This is a genomic window from Paenibacillus taichungensis (genome assembly GCF_003287275.1).
GTDB classification, from domain to species: Bacteria; Bacillota; Bacilli; order Paenibacillales; family Paenibacillaceae; genus Paenibacillus; species Paenibacillus taichungensis_A.
In genome coordinates this window covers 195,427-214,875 of sequence record NZ_QEVW01000006.1, presented here as the reverse complement: position 1 = coordinate 214,875, position 19,449 = coordinate 195,427, and the positions used below count along the sequence as shown (strand labels likewise).

The window sequence follows — 19,449 nt, the reverse complement described above, 5'->3', positions numbered from 1 at the left end:
ATGAAAAGAAGAGTTAACGATAGATCGTGAAGTGCTTGTTCTAAAAGGTTAAATCTTCGAATTGCGTGGTCGGATACATCAAGATTGCATCGTATTAATTTAGGGATTATGTATCCGCTATCATTCTAAATAAATCAATGAATTACCAAAGGAGATTCCATATCATGACCAACCAAACGAAATATCCTTTCCAGGATACAACGCTCGAACTAGATACACGTGTAAAGGACCTCGTCTCCCGCCTGTCGGAAGATGAGAAAATCGAATCGATGCTGCAATACCAACCCGCAGTAGAACGCCTAGGTATCGCAGCATACAAACATGGCACAGAAGCAGCCCATGGCCTAGCCTGGCTTGGCGAAGCGACTTCCTTCCCGCAGCCGGTAGGGCTAGCATGCACATGGGATGCGGATCTGATGAAAGAGATCGGCTCCGTGATCGGGGATGAAGCACGTGTATTTTACAAACGCAATCCGGCAGTAAACGGTCTGACGCTGTGGGCGCCTACGGTTGATATGGAGCGTGATCCACGTTGGGGTCGGAACGAAGAGGCTTATGGTGAAGACCCGGAACTGACTGCTGAGCTGACAACGGCCTTGGTTAAGGGAATTCAGGGCGACCATCCGAAGTATTACAAGGCGGTTGCCACGCTGAAGCATTTCCTTGCAAACAATAATGAAGTGGACCGTGGCAGTGGTTCATCGAGCATTGATCCGCGCAACATGCGTGAATATTATCTGAAGGCGTTCGAGAAACCGTTCAAAGAGGGCGGTGCACAGTCAATGATGACCGCGTACAACTCTATTAATGGTACACCGGCATTGCTGCATCCGTTTGTAAACGAGATTGTGAAGGGCGAATGGGGCATGGATGGCTTCATTGTCAGTGATGCAGGGGATGTCATGGGGATCAAGAACGATCATAAATACTATGATTCGCACACACCAGGTACAGTAGAGTCCGTCAAAGCTGGTATTGACAGTATTACCGATGATGCCGATCTGTCGAAGCAGGCGCTGCGTGAAGGATTAGAGCAAGGCACACTCACAATGGAAGACATTGATCTGGCGTTGTTCAATACGTTCCGTGTGCGTTTCCGTCTGGGTGAATTCGATCCAGTTGAGGGCAATCCATATGCTTCGATTGGTGAAGAAGCCATGATGACGGAGAAGGCGAAGGCACTGTCATTGAGAGCAGCGAGAGAGCAAGTTGTACTGCTCAAAAATGATCAAGGCACGCTTCCGCTGGATAAAACAAAATCCGGCAAAGTGGCTGTGATTGGTCAACTGGGCGGAACAGTCTATCGTGACTGGTATGCAGGCACCATGCCATATAGCGTATCCCCGCTTGAAGCGATCAGCGGCAAAGTAGGCGGCGACAAGGTTGCATTCAAGGATGGCAATGACCGCATTACATTGACTTCAGTGGCAAGCGGCAAGGCTGTCGGATTGGCTGAAGATGAGAAATCATCCATCATTGCTTCGGGAAATGCAGAGACATTTACACTGAGTGACTGGGGCTTTGGCAGTTACACGCTGAAGGCAGACAGTAATGGGAAATACCTGACGACGGATGAAGAAACGGTTACGGCATCGGCGGATGAAGTATATGGCTGGTTTGTGAAGGAAGTATTCAATCTATTGCCACAACAGGACGGAAGCGTGGGGCTGAAGACTTGGAACGGAAAAACCGTAGCGGCACCCAATGGCGGAAACGATGCGTTTGCGGTAACCGAAGAGTTGAAATCTTTCGGTGTTACGGAAACATTCAAGAAGGATATTGTGGTGAATGGATTGGAGGAAGCTGTAGCGGCCGCGAAGGAAGCGGAGACGGCGGTTGTATTTGTCGGCAACAATCCACTTGTGAATGGTAAAGAAGAGATCGACCGCCCAAGTCTGGACCTGGCTGAATCCCAGCAGCGTCTGGTTGAAGCCGTTTATGCAGCGAATCCAAATACTGTTGTAGTTATCGTGGGAAGTTACCCGTTCACGTCCAACTGGGTGCAGGAGAACATTCCGGCTGTATTGTATACATCCCATGCGGGACAAGAGCTAGGGAATGCTGTCGCTGACGTATTGTATGGCGATTATGCGCCAGCAGGCCGCCTGAATATGACGTGGGTACAATCGGCAGATCAGCTGACCGATATCAGAGACTACGATATCATTCAATCCGGACGTACGTATCAGTACTTTGAAGGTGACGTACTGTATCCATTCGGACATGGATTAACGTATGCATCGTTTAAATACAGTAATTTGGAGCTCAGTCCAGCTCAGGCTGGAGTCGAAGAGACCATTACTGTGCATGTGGACGTGACAAATACAGGAACGATCGCCAGTGATGAGGTTGTGCAGTTGTATGTGCGTGCCGGACAGTCCCGTGTGAAACGTCCGCTCAAAACGTTAAAAGGGTTCCGTCGTCTGCATATTGAAGCTGGAGCTACAGTAAAAGTCAGCTTTACATTGCCAGTTCAGGAACTGGCGATCTGGGATGTAACCCGTGATCGTTATGTGGTCGAAAGCGGCACCTACTCCATTATGGTGGGTAAATCTTCTGCCGATGTTCAACTTGTTGCTGACCTGACAGTACAAGGGGAGACTATTCCTGCACGTAATCTGGGTGTGGCTACTCGGGCCGAGAATTACGATGCATACTTCGGTGTGGAGCTGGATGAGAGCAAAGAAGGCGGAACTTCTGTCCGTGTGATTGGTGAACAAGGCTGGATTGCCTTCAAGGATGCAGATCTAGGCAGCGGTGCAGCAGCGTTTGAAGCTCGTGTATCATCAGAGCAGGCAGATGCGGTATTGGAAGTTCGACTGGGCGCACCTGACGGTACACTGGCAGGACGTGTAGATCTGACACAAGGCGAGGCCCAGCAGTGGTCCACGGTTAAGGTAGACCTGCAAGGTGTATCAGGTCAACAGGATGTATACCTCGTGTTGTCCGCAGGAGTACGTGTTAGCCATTTCGAGATTCGTTAAGCCGGATAAAGAGCTTGCCAGATAAACAAATAGAATGATGGTAAATGAAAAAGCCTCCGAATGAATTCGGAGGCTTTTGTTTGCATTCACAAGCTTCGTTTAGATTGAGGAATCAGCCGTTACCCGTTCTCTTGCTGTACGAGCAGCGTCTACCATGATGCTCAATGCATCTACGACTTCAGCTTTACCACGTGTTTTCAGCCCGCAGTCAGGGTTCACCCAGAACAGATCTGCTGGCAGCACTTGAAGTGCACGCTCAATCATATTCAACATCTCGTCCTTGCCTGGAACACGCGGACTGTGGATATCGTATACACCGAGTCCGATGCCTTTGTCATAAGTATTTTGCTCGAAGCTGCCTACCAGTTCCCCATGGCTGCGGGATGTCTCGATCGAGATCACATCTGCATCCAGATCGCTGATGGCTTCAATAATATCATCGAACTCGCAGTAGCACATGTGGGTATGCACCTGTGTTGTTGGTTTTACGGTTGCAGTAGCCAAACGGAAGGATTCCACGGCCCATTGCAGGTACTCATCCCACTTGCTTCGTTTGAGTGGAAGTCCTTCACGCAGAGCTGGCTCATCGACCTGAATCATCTCAATGCCTGCTTGCTCCAGGGCTTCAACCTCGTCGCGAATGGCGCGAGCAATCTGGTAGGATACTTCACTGCGTGGAATATCCGAGCGGACAAAGGACCAGTTCAGGATTGTTACCGGACCTGTGAGCATGCCTTTCACCGGTTTGCTGGTCAGTGTCTGGGCATACGCCGTTTCTTTTACCGTCATCGGTTCATTGAACAGCACATCTCCGTAGATTACAGGTGGCTTCACGCATCGTGAGCCGTAGGATTGTACCCAGCCGTTTTTGGTGAAGGCGAATCCGGTCAGCTTTTCACCGAAAAACTCGACCATATCGGTACGTTCGAACTCACCGTGTACCAGCACATCCAGACCAATTTCCTCCTGGATGGTAATCCACTCCTGGATCTGTTCACGCACATAAGCGTCATATTGCTCCGCATTCCATTCCCCTTTACGGAAGAGTGCACGTGCTTTACGCACGTCCGCCGTTTGCGGGAAGCTGCCAATGGTAGTTGTTGGCAGCAGCGGGAGCGACCATTTTTGCTGCTGCAACTCGCGTCGCTCCTGGAATGATGCGTTGCGAAGCAGCTGCTCATCAGCATGTACCCCTGCAGGCGCACCACTCAGGCGTGTCCGTGATTCGGACTCGCTCAGCAGGCGCACCGCTTCGGTGCTTGCCTGGGCGCGGCGGCTGGCTTCAGCCAAAGCCGCTTCCTGGTCCGCCTGCTTCGCACCGCCGGACAACAACGTGCCGAGCGTCGCAATTTCCTCCAGCTTCTCGTCGGCAAAGGCCAGGGCATTGCGCAGTACCGGATCAAGCGCGCTCTCCTGAGCGGCAGTAACCGGTACATGCAACAGGCTACAGGAAGGCTGAATGATCAGCTTGCCTTCGGCTGCGAATTCAGCCACCTGCTCCAGCAGCTTCGCCGTCTCTGCGAGATCGGCGCGCCAGATGTTGCGCCCGTCGATGACACCGGCGCCCAACCATTTATCCTGCGGGAAGCCATGCTCCCGCAGGCTGGCCAGGTTGCCTTCATAGCCGTGGATCAGGTCCAGGCCGATTCCGGCAACAGGCAGTGATGTCACGACCGGATAAGCTTCCACCGATTCGAAGTACGTTTGAAGCAGCAGCTTCAATTCCGGTGCAGCTTGTGCCAAGGCAGCATACACCTGTTGCAGCAAGGCTTCATCTTCGGAAGAGACAGCCAGCGTCAGAGCAGGCTCGTCGATCTGTACCCACTGTACACCTTCTGCTTGAAGCTCAGACAGAAGCTGGCTATATACTGGAACGAGGCGTGTGACGATTTCTGCGAAGCGCTCTTCGTCATAGCCTTTGGCGAATCGTACATACGAGTACGGGCCGACGACGACCGGTTTACCTTCCAGCCCAAGCTCCTGCTTCGCTTCGCGATAGGCGGCAAGGGGTTTATTTTCAAGCAATGCAAATGCAGTATCATTATTAATCTCAGGTACGATGTAGTGATAGTTGGTGTTAAGCCATTTGGTCATCTCACAGGCTGTTGCCTGATCGTTACCCCGGGCCATGGCGTAGTAGGTAGATAAAGATACTGGTCCGCCTGAATGGTTAAAACGCTCAGGAACGACGCCAAACATCGCGGATACGTCAAGAATATGATCATAGTAGGAGAAGTCGCCCACAGGAATCAGATCGAGCTGTTGTGCCTGTTGTTTCTTCAGATCTTGCAACCGAAGTGTGGTCAGCTCCTGATGAAGCGTGGATTCATCGATTCGGCCAGCCCAGAAGGACTCCAGTGCTTTTTTCCATTCGCGTCCTGCACCGATGCGGGGGTAACCGAGGTTGCCTGTCAGTACTTGTGGCTGTTGTTGCTGTTGCTGTGATTGCGACATGTAAAATTCCTCCTCATTTATAATAAGTGCACTCATCAAGTTGAAGCTATTGTGGTGTGTTTCTTTTGAAAGCGTCAAAAAAAGGCATTCCTTCCGATTCCATACCCCGAGAAACAGGCATCATGAATGACGACTGTGCACAGAGATAGAATGGGAAAGAACACCTGCTATATGTAGTTGTAGCGGCTGCTCTAACACCTCCCTATCTTCCGTAGGTCATGCGATGCTGTCGAAACAGGCAGGTCTCCTGGCTTGCGGATCATGGTCTTGTACATGTCCTTCCCGGTGGATACACCAGTGGATTGTTTATGTACAGACTCCCCGTTTACAGTGGCGGGACCGCGACGGATTTACACCGTGCTTCCCTTTTAAGCCTGACCACGCATGTCGCGCGGTCGGCACCTGTTTCCGTGTGCAGAAATGTGCGTACACATCTCCGGCTATGAAATTGGTGACCAAGCATAGAATGATAGATTGTATAATGATGCAATCTTTGTATACTTGCTCTTATGCTACCAATCATAGACGATAACCTACGGGCTTGCAACATATATCATTAATCCGATCGGAAATAAAATTGACTGCTATGAAACCTTGGTATAGTGACAGATTTGACTCCTTAAAATGAACTAAATCATCGCTCATGCTGTGCCTGATTCCCCTCTAATAAAAAAATCGTTACCATGCATCTAACTGCATGGTAACGATTGTCTGGCTAGCCATGGTTGCACCCACATCGATGATGCGCTGATTACGACTGCCGCGAAAAGGAAGTGACACGTCACGCTCAGCTGCGATATAAGGACCATCGATAATGACGTCGCATAGCTGGGATAACTCCGCCCGTGACGGGTCTGTAATCAATTCTTCATACACAAACCCCGTGTAGGCCCACAAGGTCAGATCAGATCGAGCAGCCCGAAGCTGCCGAACCCAGGATGCGCATTCTGCGGCAGAGAAAAAAGGATCACCTCCGCATAAAGTAACCCCTTCCAGCAAGGGATGCGAGGTCACTTCATGCAGAATCTGCTGCCGCCGCTCTATCGTAAATGGTTCGCCTGCACGGAAGCTCCATGAGCCGGGGCTAAAGCAGCCCGGACAAGCGTGACGGCATCCACTGATGAACAACACAGCACGCAGGCCTGGCCCCTCATTCACTGATTCCGGGATGTAACCATACAGATTCACCGGTGTTTCACCCGGTCTCTCACTTCGGCCTGCTTCGCGCCATTGAAACGCACTTTATAGTCACCGGTCAGATACCCCGTAACCCGGCGCAGCCGCTGGAAATGCACATGGTTTTCATGAGCCTCACATCCGGGGCATACATCTCCAATGACACCCTCATAACCACAGGACGGACAACGGTCAATCGGATGATTAATGGAGAAATACCCGATGTCCTGGGCCAGCGCGTATTGAACGATTCGTTGGAAAGCGGCGGTATTGGCCCTTACATTCCCGTCGAGTTCGACATAAGAGATCGCTCCGGCATTACATAATGAGTGGAAGGGAGCTTCCAATTCAATCTTGCGATAGGCAGGAAGATTATAATAGACCGGAATGTGAAATGAATTAGTGTAGTATTCCCGGTCATTGACGCCCGCGATACTGCCGTATCGCTCACGATCAATCTTGGTGAATTTGCCGGATAGGCCCTCAGCGGGCGTAGCGAACAAGGTGATATTCAGATTATGCTGCTCACTCATCCGGTCACAGAAATCTCTCATCGTACGAATGATATTCAAGGCCTCTCGATGTACATGCAGGTCTTGTCCATGGTGACGGCCATATAGAGCAGTCATACATTCAGCAAGTCCGATAAAACCAAGGGATAACGTACCATGTTTTAACAGGCCAGCCACTGGTTCATTTGGAGCCAATCGTTCACCGCCTTCCCATACTCCTTCCCGCATCATGAAGTCCGATGCTTTGGCAGGCTGATTCGTCTGAATTCGATACCGATGCAGCAGTCCATCTGTAGCATTGTGCATGACGGATTCCAACGCCGTATAGAAGCCAGCACGGTCAGCGATGGCTCTTGTACCCTGGCAGATCCCATATCGAATGCCGAGCTTGACCAGATTGATGGTATTAAAGGAAAGGTTACCTTTGCCGCTCTGACGATTGCGTCCGAAGCGATCAGCCAGTGTGCGTGTACGGCATCCCATCGTCGCAATGATCGTGTCGGGATCTTCCGGTTGATAATAGGGCAGGTTGAAGGAAGCATCCACATTGACAAAATTCGGATACATGCGCCGTGAGGAGCAGGTCACAGCAAGCCGGAACAGATCGTAATTCGGATTCCCCTCAGATTGGTTAATTCCTTGCTTGCACTGGAATATATGTTGTGGGAACACGGGCGTTTCTCCGTTACCGAGTCCACGAATGGTCGCTTCCAGCAACGATCGGGACACGAGTCGACCTTCGGCTGAAGTACACAGCCCGTAGTTCAGCGATGTGAACGGAATCTGCCCTCCGGCACGACTGCTCATGGTGTTCAGGTTATGGATCAGGGACTCCGCAGCCTGCCCGGTCTCCAGTTCCGTTTCTTCACAGGCAAAGGCAAAGGCTCGAGGACACTTCTCCTTTGCTTCATCGCTATCCAAATGCAGTTGCTCATCCTCAATTGAGGTGATTTCCCCAAACAGCCGTTGTCCCTTCCGGTAATGCTTACGGAACGAACGCTTCACATAAGGGGCGAGATCCCAGTCGATTTTATTGGCGGATACACCACCGTACTGACTGTTTTGCTGGGATTGAAAAATAATGGCCACCAGTGCCATGGCAGACATGATCGTCTGTGGTGTACGAACCGAACCATTGCCGGTATTGAATCCGGAGGACAGCAGTCGATCAAACGGAATAAAGATACAGTTTGTCGTTCCAAGTGCATACTGATCCAGATCGTGTACATACAGATCGCCGTTCTCCACAGCTAGCGCGAGCTCCTTAGGCAGCACATGACGCAGAGCATGCCACTTGGCGGTCTCCGAACCGAGCCTGCTCATCTTGCCGCTGAATGAGTCTCCGTTCAGATTGGCATTCTCCCTCAGCGTATCGGCGTCTTCAGCACCTATAATTCGTCTTCCCAGGTCAGATAGCAGATCGGATGCCGGTGGAGAGGCATACTCAAGCATGTTCATATCAGTTCCTCCTAAATAATGAAATTGAAAATGTATGGGATAATGTCCATTCATTGAACACTACATGTAGAGTTTCTTTATCCATTTATACACTGTATATTGTTATTTGGGTGTGATAAGAATCACATGTGAGAGGTTGATCAACGGCCATGATTTATAGCCCTGAATGATAAAGGTTTTCAAAGCTGGAGGGTAAGCGTATAATTTCTATTTACCGTGCAAGTTCAGTTGACGATGCTTGAAAAAAGGATAAAAAACTTCATATATGAATAGTTTGTGACAGCCTGTTTCGAAACATTTGAACCCTCGTTAATCGTTTGAATCATACTGTGGAATACGGATTTGAAATGCAGCTAAGACAAGAGGGGTGAGTCATGGGAACGGTAAGTATTACAAGGGGCTTCTATGAAAATATACAGGAAGCCGCATCCCATATCGTAGACGTATTAAGCGGAATATTAAAGGTGAACACCATCTTCGTTGCCACGAATGATGGCGTGACCAATGTTATTATGGAAGCTTTTAACCGCGAAGAAGAGTTGATCGCCAAAGGTAGTGAACTTCCATTTGAAGCTTCTTATTGCAGCCTGGTATTAAGAGATAAGGGCAGCAGTCTGATTATCACGGATACTTGTGAACATCCTCTTACGAGATCAATGGACGTAACAAGCGGGCTGGGCAATCGTTTCTTTGTAGGGATTCCCATCATGCGGAGATCCGGGGAAACGTTCGGTACGATCTGTCTGATGGATGATCCTGATTATGTGATCAGTGAAACGGATATGAAAACATTGCAAGCCATGGCCGTTTTTCTCGGGTATGTGGTTGATCTGGAAGATACGCTTCAAGTTCAGGAACAGAAGCTGAGCGATTCGGAGCAATTACAGGAGCAATTGCAGGCAGAGAAGGAACGTGCGGAGTCTGAGGCGATGACCAAGACGCAGATGCTGTCGCTGATGAGCCACGAGATTCGTAATCCCCTGAACGGCATTCTGGGATTAACTGACCTGATGCGTACACCGGATATGTCGGACGAGCAGACAGAATATGTGAATATGATTGAAACCAGCGGTAACATTTTGCTCTCCCTGTTGAATAACATGATGAGTTTTAACGTCAATGACGCAGGCAAAACGGTCGTACACGATGATCCATTTGATCTGGTGGCCACGATTGAGAATACCGTTTATCTCTACGCGGGACTTGCGCTAAGCAAGAACATTGAACTGGGACTGAACCTTGATCTGAATGTGTCCCAGGTTTTCGTTGGGGACGAAATCAAGATTGGGCAGCTATTGTCCCATGTCATTCAATATGCCCTAGATTCAACACGGGCAGGTTCCGTATTGGTTACGGCAACCGTAGCTGGTGGAGATGCAGAGGAAGCGGGTACACTTCAACTCTACGTGAAGTACACTGGACGCATGTTGTCTTCGGATAATAAGCTTAGATCATTTAACAATTTGGACGGAAATATCAGTACACAGAAGCTGGTTGGAACCAATCTCGGTTTGGCGGTCAGCCAAAACCTTGCCATCCTTATGAACGGCCGTATTCAGGTGCATGGCATAGGAGACAAGGAGACAGAATTTGAGATCTGCCTGCCGCTCCGCAGACATTGGGAACTGCCTCAGCTTGCCAATATTCAGCATCGACTGAAGGGCAAAAAGGTGCTGCTTGCCAAGGACCCTGACATTCTGCAAGGGGCTTCTTCCCTGATGCGCAGATGGGAGATGGATGTGCATATGACCTCGGTTACGACCGAAGCGTACGACTGGATTCAGAAGGGCTTTACGCCTGATGTGGCCGTTGTGGATATGGGACTGCTGGAGGGCGGTGCTGTGGATTTTGTACACAAGCTGAAGCGCCTGGTTACAGATTCACCGGTCATCGTTTTGATTCCGTATGGCATGCATATCGATCCGCATGAAGCGGAAGTCTTCGATGCGGTCCTGACTAAGCCGGTGAAGCAGGCCGATTTGTTGAATGCGTTAAGCATCATTGTGCATTAAGAATATGAGATAATATATTAAACTAGGCGCACCTGTAACGGGTGCGCTTTATGTTGTTATTTTGAAGGAAGAGGAAGCTCGAACCAACAGTTCTGAGTCTACTTTAAATACACGTTTATCCTGAAATTCATTCGTATTCATTGTGTCAATCATCTTCTCCATAAGAATGGCCCCCATCGTGTACTTGGGCTGGTTCACCGAACTTAGTGTAGGATGGATGTATTTGCTGATTCGATTGTTGTCTACACCTACGATTGCCAATTGCTCGGGGATGCGTATTCCGTATTCCGTACATGCCTTGTATACACCTAGCGCCATTTCATCATTAGCTGCATATACAGCGGTGAAGGACAGGCCTTTGTTAAACAGTCTTTTGATGGCTTCATAGCCGCCTTCTTCATTGAAGTTTCCATTCTCGATCAGTTCGGGGCGGAATGGAATCTGATGATTGCGCAGGGCCTTCAAGTAGCCTTCTAGTCTTTCATAGCTGTCGATTGCTTCAGGATAACCGTTTAAGAAAACAATATTTCGATGTCCGGCCTCAACGAGATGCTGAACCACTTCCTGGGAGAATTTCACGTTATCTGTATATATACACGGGATCTGATCATGTTCGATGTATTTGCCGACGATGCCAATGCGATACCCCTTATCCGCAAGTTGGAATAATTCCTCATCTGCCAGCATGGGCGTGATAATGATGACACCGTCAATGGTCCGATCCAGCAGCAAATTGAGATAATCGACTTCTCGCTCTTTCAGGTTATGAGCATCACATATAATGACCTTGTAATGGCGGGCGTAGGCGATGTTCTCAATGCCTTTAATAATTTCGGCATAATAGGAGTTGTTAATATCCGGAACGATGACACCAATCGTCATGGTTCTCTGTGAACGAAGATTCTTGGCTGCTGCGTTGGGGTGATATCCCAATTGCTCAATGGCGCGCATCACCTTATCTTTGGTTTTGGTGCTTACTTTGCTGTGCTGATTAATGACCCGCGAAACGGTTGCCGGGGACACACCTGCAATGGCAGCTACATCAATGATTTTGACATCCATATTCTTCACAACTCCAAATAAGTGATTGACAATTAATTCAAATTCATTATAATTCCAATTGAAAACGATTACAAGTTATAACCGATTGAAACAATAATTGGGGATAGTGGAGAGATAAAGGGTTTAATATTTAATGAAATGTAATCGATTTCACCACCCCTTCAATTGTGATAAATAGCGGACACCCATGGATTTCACCCCACGTATACCCGCTGTTTATATAGCATTACCGTTACCTGTCGTGAGTGCTGCATCCTGGTTCAGTCATACCTCAAGATATGACCATTTAAGGGAGGCGTCAACATGTTGAAGAAGAGCACTATCATGCTGTTGTGCAGTTGTCTGCTGCTGGGACTGCTGGCTTCGGCAGTAGGTTCACCGAAGGCAAGTGCGGCTTTTGGATCAGGGGATTTTCTGAAGGCTAATGGGACGGTTGTCCGCAATAATTCAGGTGCAGGCAATGTGGTAAATCTGCGTGGAACAAATTTGGGTGGCTGGCTGCTGCAGGAAGAATGGATGACGCCCTCCGGGGCGGTAGATGAATACACGCTGCGTCGCACATTGACGAATCGTTTTGGTGAATCGGGTGCACAAAGCCTGATCAATGGATATCAGGACAACTGGATTCAGGCTGGTGATCTGGATAACATCAAGAACTGGGGTATGAACGTTGTACGTGTGCCGATCTATTGGGAGGATTTTATGAACACCAGCGGTGTCATGAAGCCTGATTCGGTAACGTTCCGCAAACTGGATTGGCTAATTGATGAAGCGGGCAAACGGAACCTGTATGTCATTCTCGATCTGCACGGTGCACCTGGGGCAGCTTGTCCATGGCATTCCTGCGGTCAGGAGAATTCCAACCAACTGTGGACCAATTCTACATACCAGAACTGGACTATTCAGATCTGGGAACGGATGGCAACACGTTACAAAGGAAATCCAACCGTTGCCGCGTACGATTTGCTCAATGAACCTCTTGTGACCATGGGAACGGGTGAAAATGCTGCTCAAATCAAGCAAAAGATGGATTTCTATGACCGGATGTACAAAGCCGTCCGTGCCAAGGATGCCGATCACATGATCATTATCGCGGCATTCTTCGACTGGTGGGCAGCTTCTCCACCAACGACTTATGGCTGGACGAATGTGATGTATCAAACGCACCATTATCAATTCACGGATTACAACAACTGGGATCTGACCAATTCGGAGATGGATCGCTGGTTGAAGGATATGGCGTCCTATCAGAAGAATTGGAACGTACCGGTGTTAGCGGGCGAGTTCTCGTTTGGTCAGGATGATCTGACCGAGAAGTGGCTATCCGGTCTGAATGCACTGAATGCTTCGTGGACGAACTGGAGTTATAAGGTCAAAGGGGGAGGGACTTGGGGTTATTATAACAACAATAACAACCCGGCACCGAACCTGAATACCGACAGCGCGGCAACGATTGCTTCCAAATGGAGCAAGTTCACAACCGCGAACTTTGCCTCTAATACTTCGTTCCAGAATGTGGTCAAGAAACATACGGGAACGGCTCCTTTTACAGAAACATGGTCCAGCCTGAAAGCCAACGCTAATGGCACTTTTGTCAGCGCAGAGAATGGTGGTGCAGATCCGCTGGTAGCCAATCGGGATACTGCAGGACATTGGGAAAGGTTCAAAATCATCCAAAATTCGGATGGGACGGTATCCTTGCTATCGATGAGCAACATCAAATATGTGCAAGCTGATCTGAATAATGGCGGGCGTTTGATTGCCTCGGCCACATATCCTTCGACATGGGAGAAGTTTACCCGTGAAAATCTGGGTGGTGGACTGGTTGCCTTCAAATCCGTGGCGAACGGTAAATATGTCAGTGCGGATCTGAATAACGGAGGCGTTCTGTATGCCAATCGTAACGCTGTGGGAGGAGCATGGGAACAATTTATCGTAACAGCTAACTAAGACAAACCAGCAACTAGCGATCCTTTATTAGAATGTGGTGACTAGATAATTTGACGCGTATCGTGGCTCCGCTTATTTAGCGGAGCTTTTCATATGCTTTCCGATCTATTTGCCAAATTCTTCTCCAAAGCCCTTTTAATCCGAGCCGAATACGTTACAATAGAAAGGGAACTTCATCAATAATCAGTTTAGAGGAGGATGTGCATTCAATGGAATACCGTAGATTAGGTGGAAGCGGACTGAAAGTAAGCGAGATTAGCCTGGGTAGCTGGCTGACATACGGAGGATATGTGGAACGTGAAAACGCGGTGAAATCAATTGAAGCCGCATTCGATGAAGGCATCAACTTTTTCGATACAGCCAATGTGTACGAACGGGGTGCAGCAGAAGAACTGCTGGGGCAGACATTGAAAGCGTATTCCCGCGATTCCTATGTCCTTGCAACTAAGGTTTTTGGCAAAATGGGTGACGGTCCAAATGACCAAGGGTTATCCCGTAAACATATTAAGGAACAATGCGAAGCCAGCTTGCAACGGCTGGGCGTTGATTATGTAGACATATATTATTGCCATCGCTATCATACCGAAACACCGATTGAAGAGACTCTGCGAGCACTTGATGATCTGGTGCGTCAAGGTAAGGTGCTCTACGTAGGTGTTAGTCAATGGACCGCGGCACAGATGGAAGCTGCACTGGGTACCGCTGATCGCCTGTTGCTGGATCATATTGTGGTGAACCAGCCAGTGTACAACATGTTTGACCGCTATATCGAAAGTGAAATCATCCCGTTGGGTGAGCGCAAAGGAATTGGACAAGTTGTTTACTCCCCACTGGCCCAAGGATTGTTAACCGGGAAATACACCTCGGTGTCCGATATTCCCGAGAACAGCCGGGCAGCGAAGCTGGGATGGGATGAAGGGAAGATTAACGCTGATCGGATCGGCAAGGTTCGCCAGTTAATTGAAGTGGCAGACAAGCTGGACCTGAAGGTCGGCCAATTGGCTCTGGCGTGGATTCTGCGCCAGAATAACGTGTCCAGTGCACTTGTAGGAGCAAGCCGCCCTGAGCAGGTGAAAGAGAACGCTGCCGCTTCCGGTGTGAAGTTGGATGCTGCCATCGTTGAAGAAATCGAACAAATCTTAGCTTAAGGCATAATCAACCTCAAAGGTTGCTATTGTACCCATAAGCGAGTTGATTCGAATGATGCAAAATGGTGAGATCAGAAAGGGATGTCCTGGCTAGCCTGATAGGCTATGGGGACATCCCTTTTTTTGGTTTTTATATTAGAATGGGCTTTGGCCGCCAGAGAGCGACCTTGAACGCAGTGGAATGGCACAAACCCGGTTCCGGCCTGTATTCTTGGCTTCATATAATGCACGGTCTGCCTGTTCAAAGAAATCGTTATCATCCCGGTGGTCGCAGTGATCTGGAAAAACAGCGACCCCGATAGAGATAGTCAGTCGGATCGTATTGCCATCAGGTAGGGCGAAATGGTACTTCTCGACCGATTGTCTGATGGACTCGGCAATGGCCATGGCTTGGTGGTGACCACAATCGAGCAATAGTATAGCAAATTCCTCTCCTCCGTTCCGAGAGACGATATCCGTTGAGCGGGCATGCTCAATGAGCAATTGTCCGAGTTGTTTCAGGACCGCATCACCTGAAGTATGACCGAAGGTGTCATTTACTTTTTTGAACCGATCGATGTCGATGACCAATAGCGATAGTTTTTGCTTGTGCTCACGTGCCCGTTCCAGTTCAAACTCAAGTGATTTCTCAAATTGTCTGCGATTACTGAGGTTGGTAAGGTGGTCGGTGGTCGCTTTTCGTTCGAGCAGGAACAACATCTCATTCGATTTATTAATGAATTCTGCGATGAAATAAATAAAGATTCCACCGACAAAAGAAATGGTCATCTGTAAAGGATACACTTTCAATAATGAGTTCATGCTGGTTGTATTCAGCATCAGGATCACAAAGATCAGGGTCATACCCAGCAGGTTCATGGTAATAATCTTGGTTAATCGGGACCAGGGAGCATAGGCAAAATATACACCGGACAGTCCGATGATCGTCATGACAAATGCTGCATCGATGGCAGCGGATGACATTCCAAACATGACAATACGCAGGATGGAAATGACAAGTCCAGAGATGACCGAAGCCAGTCCTCCTAAATATACGGCTGCTGTGACAATAGCCAAATGACGTAAATCTACAATGGTAGTTTCATTTAAAGGAAAGGAATAGTTCATCAGTACCGTTCCATAGATTCCGAACAGCAGACCACCGATCATCTGAACACGCATCGAGGGAAAGGGCACGCGGATACGATAGAATTTGGCTATGATTCCGGACACATACATGAACGTGATCATGACACAGAGATTGACGAAAAACGTGCTTAGCAACAAGCATCCCTCCTTTAGCGCACATTACTATATTTTAGCTGAAAAGCAGTATAGTAGCGAACCATATTATCCCAAGTGGGGGTTATGTCCGCGTAGAAGATGGTTCGCCTATCACTAATCATGAATAAAATAGTCGGATATTGACTTCATTATACAATGAGATTTATACTTAATCTAAGTCAAAATTGATTTTGATGTTTCAGGGAATCATAGCAATCAGTAGATTGCTGTGTCATCTTATATACTACTGAATGGGTTAATAAAGGAGAATTGCTGGTGAGAACTCTAAATCTGACGATACAGCGTCAAGCCGTTTACGATGTAGTCCGTCATTCCGAAGACCATCCAACGGCAGCAGAAGTGATGAACCGTCTGGTGGAGCAAGGTTATAATTTGGCTTATGGTACGGTATATAATTCACTCCGATATTTAACAGATAAAGAATTGATTCGAGAGCTCAAGTTAGGTGAGACAGCCAGTCGTTATGATGCCCGCATGGATGATCACCAACATATTATGTGTGAAGTATGCGGCAAGGTGGATGAAGTCATGACGGAGGTTCCTCCGCAATGGATGAAGCAAGTCGCGGAGGAAACCGGGTATGCGATTGATCACGCTCATGTGGTCTTTGGAGGTGTCTGCGCGGAATGCAGAAACAAACGGGTCAAGTAAAAATCAACCTGTCCGGTCGTCGTTTGCCGCTCCGGGTCAAGCCTGCCCTTGCGGATTCAACTCCCCTTGTGGATAATTGCCCGGTCACGAGACGGGTCATTCTGATCAGTCCGATGCCCGGGCAGGTACATGAACTGGTCAAGGCCTTGACGGACAGCTGCTTCGATGTGCTGGTGTTCCACCGCTGGGAGCCTGATTTGCATGAACGGCTTGTATTTGATCTGTTGATCTATGACCTGTCTGTTGCTGGAACTATTGATGCTTTTGCGGGAATCAGCAGCCGATTGAATCGGGAAGCGGAACATGCAACACCCTGCCTGTATCTGGTGGGAGAGAAGATGATTGGCAGTGCCAGTGGCCCGATGCTTCAGGAGGAATTACTGGTCTGGCCAGCCCGTCCGCAGGAAGCATTGTATCGTGTGCAACGCATGATCGGCAATAGTCCTGCAGCTCCGAAACGCGGATTTCTGCCTCAGGAAGGTCAACGTATTGGCTTCAAGGATCTTTGGTTGGATCGTGAGCGGATGAGCGTGCATCGCAATAATGACCGTATTCATTTGACCAAGACAGAGTATGATCTGCTGCTGAAGCTGATTGATGCCAAAGGTGCAGTAATTTCCCGTGAGGAGATGCTCAGCGATATTTGGGAGACTGATTTTACGGGTGGAAGCAATGTGGTGGATGTTCATATCAAAAGTTTGCGCAAAAAACTTGGCGATAACGCGGCTTCGCCTCAATATATAGTAACGGTAAGAGGAGTGGGCTACCGCCTGGCGGATTAGTCCGCTTTTTTTTTTGTGTGTGAACATATAATGCTGTTCATGTCACTCGTATGCGGGTATATCCACTAGATAGAGTAGATCAAGCCAATCGGAATGGCTCAATGCTCATCTTACTCCAAGTTGATGTTCATATTTCATTCATGAAATGAGCAAGAAACTCATCTTAATCTCATACGAACCTCATGCAAGGGGCGAGTGGGACATGTTAGAATCAATTTAACAGTTAGATCAAGTCTAAATGTATATTTAAACCGATGGTGAATATGATTTTAATAGAGTATATACAGCAGGCATGAGACCAACATGAGGAGGATAACGATATGACAGAACGCATGACAACCAATCAGGGTGCACCCGTAGGTGACAACCAAAACTCCCGTACAGCAGGAAGAAGAGGCCCCACATTACTTGAGGATTATCATCTGCTTGAGAAGATCGCACACTTTGACCGTGAGCGTATTCCGGAACGGGTCGTTCATGCGAGAGGTGCTGGTGCACATGGTGTGTTTACGCTGGAGAAGAGCATGAAGGCTTATACGACAGCCGATTTCTTACAAGACCCGGGCACAGAGACGGATGTACTGGTGCGGTTCTCGACCGTAATTCACGGAACGGGTTCACCGGAGACAGCGCGTGATCCACGTGGATTTGCTGTGAAGTTCTACACCCGTGAAGGGAACTATGATATTGTGGGTAACCACTTACCCGTCTTTTTCATCCGTGATGCGATGAAGTTCCCGGATATGGTTCATTCCCTGAAGCCTGCGCCGGATACGAATATCCAGGACCCTGCACGCTACTGGGACTTCATGACACTATCACCCGAGTCTACTCATATGATGACCTGGTTGTTCTCCGATCTGGGTACACCAGCAAGTTACCGTGAAATGGATGGATTCGGCGTACACGCCTTCAAATGGATTAATGCTCAAGGGCAAGTCCATTATGTGAAATACAAGTGGGAATCGGCTCAAGGCGTACGAGGCTTCTCACGTCAAGAGGCAGCTGAGGTGCAAGGACAGGATTTTAACCATGCCACCCGGGATTTGCACGATCATATCAAAAACGGGCAATACCCGCAGTGGAAGCTGCAGGTACAGTTGCTGAAACCGGAGCAGATGGATGATTTCGCCTTCGATCCGCTCGACCCAACCAAGACTTGGCCGGAAGATGTACTGCCGTTCCAGACGATCGGAACCATGACATTGAACCGAAATCCACAAAACTTCTTCGCAGAAGTAGAGCAAGCAGCCTTTTCACCAAGCGCTTTGGTGCCTGGGATCGAGCCTTCCGAAGATAAATTGCTGCAAGGTCGTCTGTTCTCTTATCCGGATACACAGCGCCACCGGCTGGGACCAAACTATTTGCAGATTCCGGTGAACTGTCCTTATGCTCCGGTCCGCAATCATCAGCGTGATGGATTGATGAATGTGAATCAGGACCCGTCCCCGGTAAACTATGAACCGAACAGCTCGGGCAACAGCCCGGAGGAAGCACCTGAATATCGTGACAGTCAAGCTCCGTTACAGGGCCATGTTACACGGGAGAAAATAGAGAAAACCGATAACTATACGCAGTCAGGGGAGTTGTTCCGTTCATTCACGGCGGTGGAGCAGCAACATTTGCTCGATAACCTGATCAATGACTTGAAGGCAGTACCGGAACAGACCCAGCTGCGTGCTTTGTGCCATTTCTTCCAGGCAGATGGACAGCTCGGTGGTCGTTTGGCTCATGGACTGGGTGTGGATATTTCCGCATTTATGCCCTCACAGGATCGTAAATAAAAAGCAATCATTCCATCATTATTTCAGAAACGAATAATCGATTTATGAATTAGACCGGGCAGGACTGCGGAATAGCAGACCTGCCCGGTCTTTAGGCTTTTTTTAACGATTGGCTGAACTAGTGCATCTAAATAATATTCTGAAATGGAAAACATATTTACAAATCATTTACAATAAATAGCTGACATAGAG

General features: G+C 48.6%; 12 protein-coding genes and 1 riboswitch. Of the genes, 7 read left to right on the top strand and 5 right to left on the bottom strand.

Annotated elements, in window-relative coordinates; genetic code table 11:
• Positions 1–164 precede the first annotated feature (164 nt).
• Positions 165–2,984 carry a glycoside hydrolase family 3 C-terminal domain-containing protein gene (locus DC345_RS10205; RefSeq protein ID WP_113052996.1) on the top strand — a complete coding sequence of 940 codons (2,820 nt, stop codon included), beginning with the start codon at positions 165–167 and terminating at the stop codon, positions 2,982–2,984.
• A gap of 99 nt (positions 2,985–3,083) precedes the next feature.
• Here DC345_RS10205 and metE read toward each other — a convergent pair whose 3' ends face one another.
• From metE to DC345_RS10190, 3 genes are all read right to left on the bottom strand, one after another.
• A complete protein-coding gene (gene metE, locus DC345_RS10200) occupies positions 3,084–5,438 on the bottom strand; it encodes a 5-methyltetrahydropteroyltriglutamate--homocysteine S-methyltransferase (RefSeq protein ID WP_113052995.1) in 2,355 nt (784 codons plus the stop codon).
• A gap of 220 nt (positions 5,439–5,658) precedes the next feature.
• Positions 5,659–5,859: riboswitch (cobalamin riboswitch) on the bottom strand.
• 257 nt (positions 5,860–6,116) lie between these two features.
• Positions 6,117–6,626: an anaerobic ribonucleoside-triphosphate reductase activating protein gene (gene nrdG / locus DC345_RS10195; RefSeq protein WP_113052994.1), complete on the bottom strand. Its 510-nt coding sequence runs from the start codon at positions 6,624–6,626 to the stop codon at positions 6,117–6,119.
• Positions 6,623–8,584, bottom strand: coding sequence for an anaerobic ribonucleoside triphosphate reductase (locus tag DC345_RS10190; RefSeq protein WP_113052993.1), 1,962 nt, complete (start codon positions 8,582–8,584; stop codon positions 6,623–6,625). The genes nrdG and DC345_RS10190 overlap by 4 nt, the downstream gene beginning before the upstream one ends.
• Before the next feature lie 374 nt (positions 8,585–8,958).
• Between DC345_RS10190 and DC345_RS10185 the strand changes: the two genes are divergently transcribed.
• Entirely contained in the window at positions 8,959–10,596 is a 1,638-nt protein-coding gene (locus tag DC345_RS10185; RefSeq protein WP_113052992.1) for a hybrid sensor histidine kinase/response regulator, read from the top strand.
• Positions 10,597–10,644: 48 nt separating this feature from the next.
• Here DC345_RS10185 and DC345_RS10180 read toward each other — a convergent pair whose 3' ends face one another.
• Positions 10,645–11,658, bottom strand: coding sequence for a LacI family DNA-binding transcriptional regulator (locus DC345_RS10180; protein ID WP_113052991.1), 1,014 nt, complete (start codon positions 11,656–11,658; stop codon positions 10,645–10,647).
• A gap of 303 nt (positions 11,659–11,961) precedes the next feature.
• Between DC345_RS10180 and DC345_RS10175 the strand changes: the two genes are divergently transcribed.
• Positions 11,962–13,608 carry a cellulase family glycosylhydrolase gene (locus tag DC345_RS10175; RefSeq protein WP_113052990.1) on the top strand — a complete coding sequence of 549 codons (1,647 nt, stop codon included), beginning with the start codon at positions 11,962–11,964 and terminating at the stop codon, positions 13,606–13,608.
• Positions 13,609–13,817: 209 nt separating this feature from the next.
• Positions 13,818–14,756 carry an aldo/keto reductase family protein gene (locus DC345_RS10170; protein ID WP_063567219.1) on the top strand — a complete coding sequence of 313 codons (939 nt, stop codon included), beginning with the start codon at positions 13,818–13,820 and terminating at the stop codon, positions 14,754–14,756.
• Between the two features lie 135 nt (positions 14,757–14,891).
• Here DC345_RS10170 and DC345_RS10165 read toward each other — a convergent pair whose 3' ends face one another.
• Positions 14,892–16,019: a GGDEF domain-containing protein gene (locus DC345_RS10165; protein ID WP_113052989.1), complete on the bottom strand. Its 1,128-nt coding sequence runs from the start codon at positions 16,017–16,019 to the stop codon at positions 14,892–14,894.
• Between the two features lie 276 nt (positions 16,020–16,295).
• Between DC345_RS10165 and DC345_RS10160 the strand changes: the two genes are divergently transcribed.
• The 3 genes from DC345_RS10160 (at position 16,296) to DC345_RS10150 (ending at position 19,257) form a co-directional block, all read left to right on the top strand.
• Positions 16,296–16,691, top strand: a complete 396-nt coding sequence (locus tag DC345_RS10160; RefSeq protein WP_063567221.1) for a Fur family transcriptional regulator — start codon at positions 16,296–16,298, stop codon at positions 16,689–16,691.
• Positions 16,667–17,473 carry a winged helix-turn-helix transcriptional regulator gene (locus DC345_RS10155; RefSeq protein WP_113052988.1) on the top strand — a complete coding sequence of 269 codons (807 nt, stop codon included), beginning with the start codon at positions 16,667–16,669 and terminating at the stop codon, positions 17,471–17,473. Before DC345_RS10160 ends, DC345_RS10155 begins: the two co-directional genes overlap by 25 nt.
• Before the next feature lie 320 nt (positions 17,474–17,793).
• Positions 17,794–19,257, top strand: a complete 1,464-nt coding sequence (locus DC345_RS10150; protein ID WP_113052987.1) for a catalase — start codon at positions 17,794–17,796, stop codon at positions 19,255–19,257.
• Positions 19,258–19,449 lie beyond the last annotated feature (192 nt).

What these genes read in the sequence shown, in the direction of transcription:
- DC345_RS10180 (WP_113052991.1), bottom strand. Translation starts at nt 11,658, where the DNA reads ATGGATGTCAAAATCATTGATGTAGCTGCCATTGCAGGTGTGTCCCCG.
- DC345_RS10190 (WP_113052993.1), bottom strand. Translation starts at nt 8,584, where the DNA reads ATGAACATGCTTGAGTATGCCTCTCCACCGGCATCCGATCTGCTATCT.
- DC345_RS10185 (WP_113052992.1), top strand. Translation starts at nt 8,959, where the DNA reads ATGGGAACGGTAAGTATTACAAGGGGCTTCTATGAAAATATACAGGAA.
- DC345_RS10205 (WP_113052996.1), top strand. Translation starts at nt 165, where the DNA reads ATGACCAACCAAACGAAATATCCTTTCCAGGATACAACGCTCGAACTA.
- DC345_RS10175 (WP_113052990.1), top strand. Translation starts at nt 11,962, where the DNA reads ATGTTGAAGAAGAGCACTATCATGCTGTTGTGCAGTTGTCTGCTGCTG.
- DC345_RS10150 (WP_113052987.1), top strand. Translation starts at nt 17,794, where the DNA reads ATGACAGAACGCATGACAACCAATCAGGGTGCACCCGTAGGTGACAAC.
- DC345_RS10170 (WP_063567219.1), top strand. Translation starts at nt 13,818, where the DNA reads ATGGAATACCGTAGATTAGGTGGAAGCGGACTGAAAGTAAGCGAGATT.
- DC345_RS10155 (WP_113052988.1), top strand. Translation starts at nt 16,667, where the DNA reads ATGCAGAAACAAACGGGTCAAGTAAAAATCAACCTGTCCGGTCGTCGT.
- metE (WP_113052995.1), bottom strand. Translation starts at nt 5,438, where the DNA reads ATGTCGCAATCACAGCAACAGCAACAACAGCCACAAGTACTGACAGGC.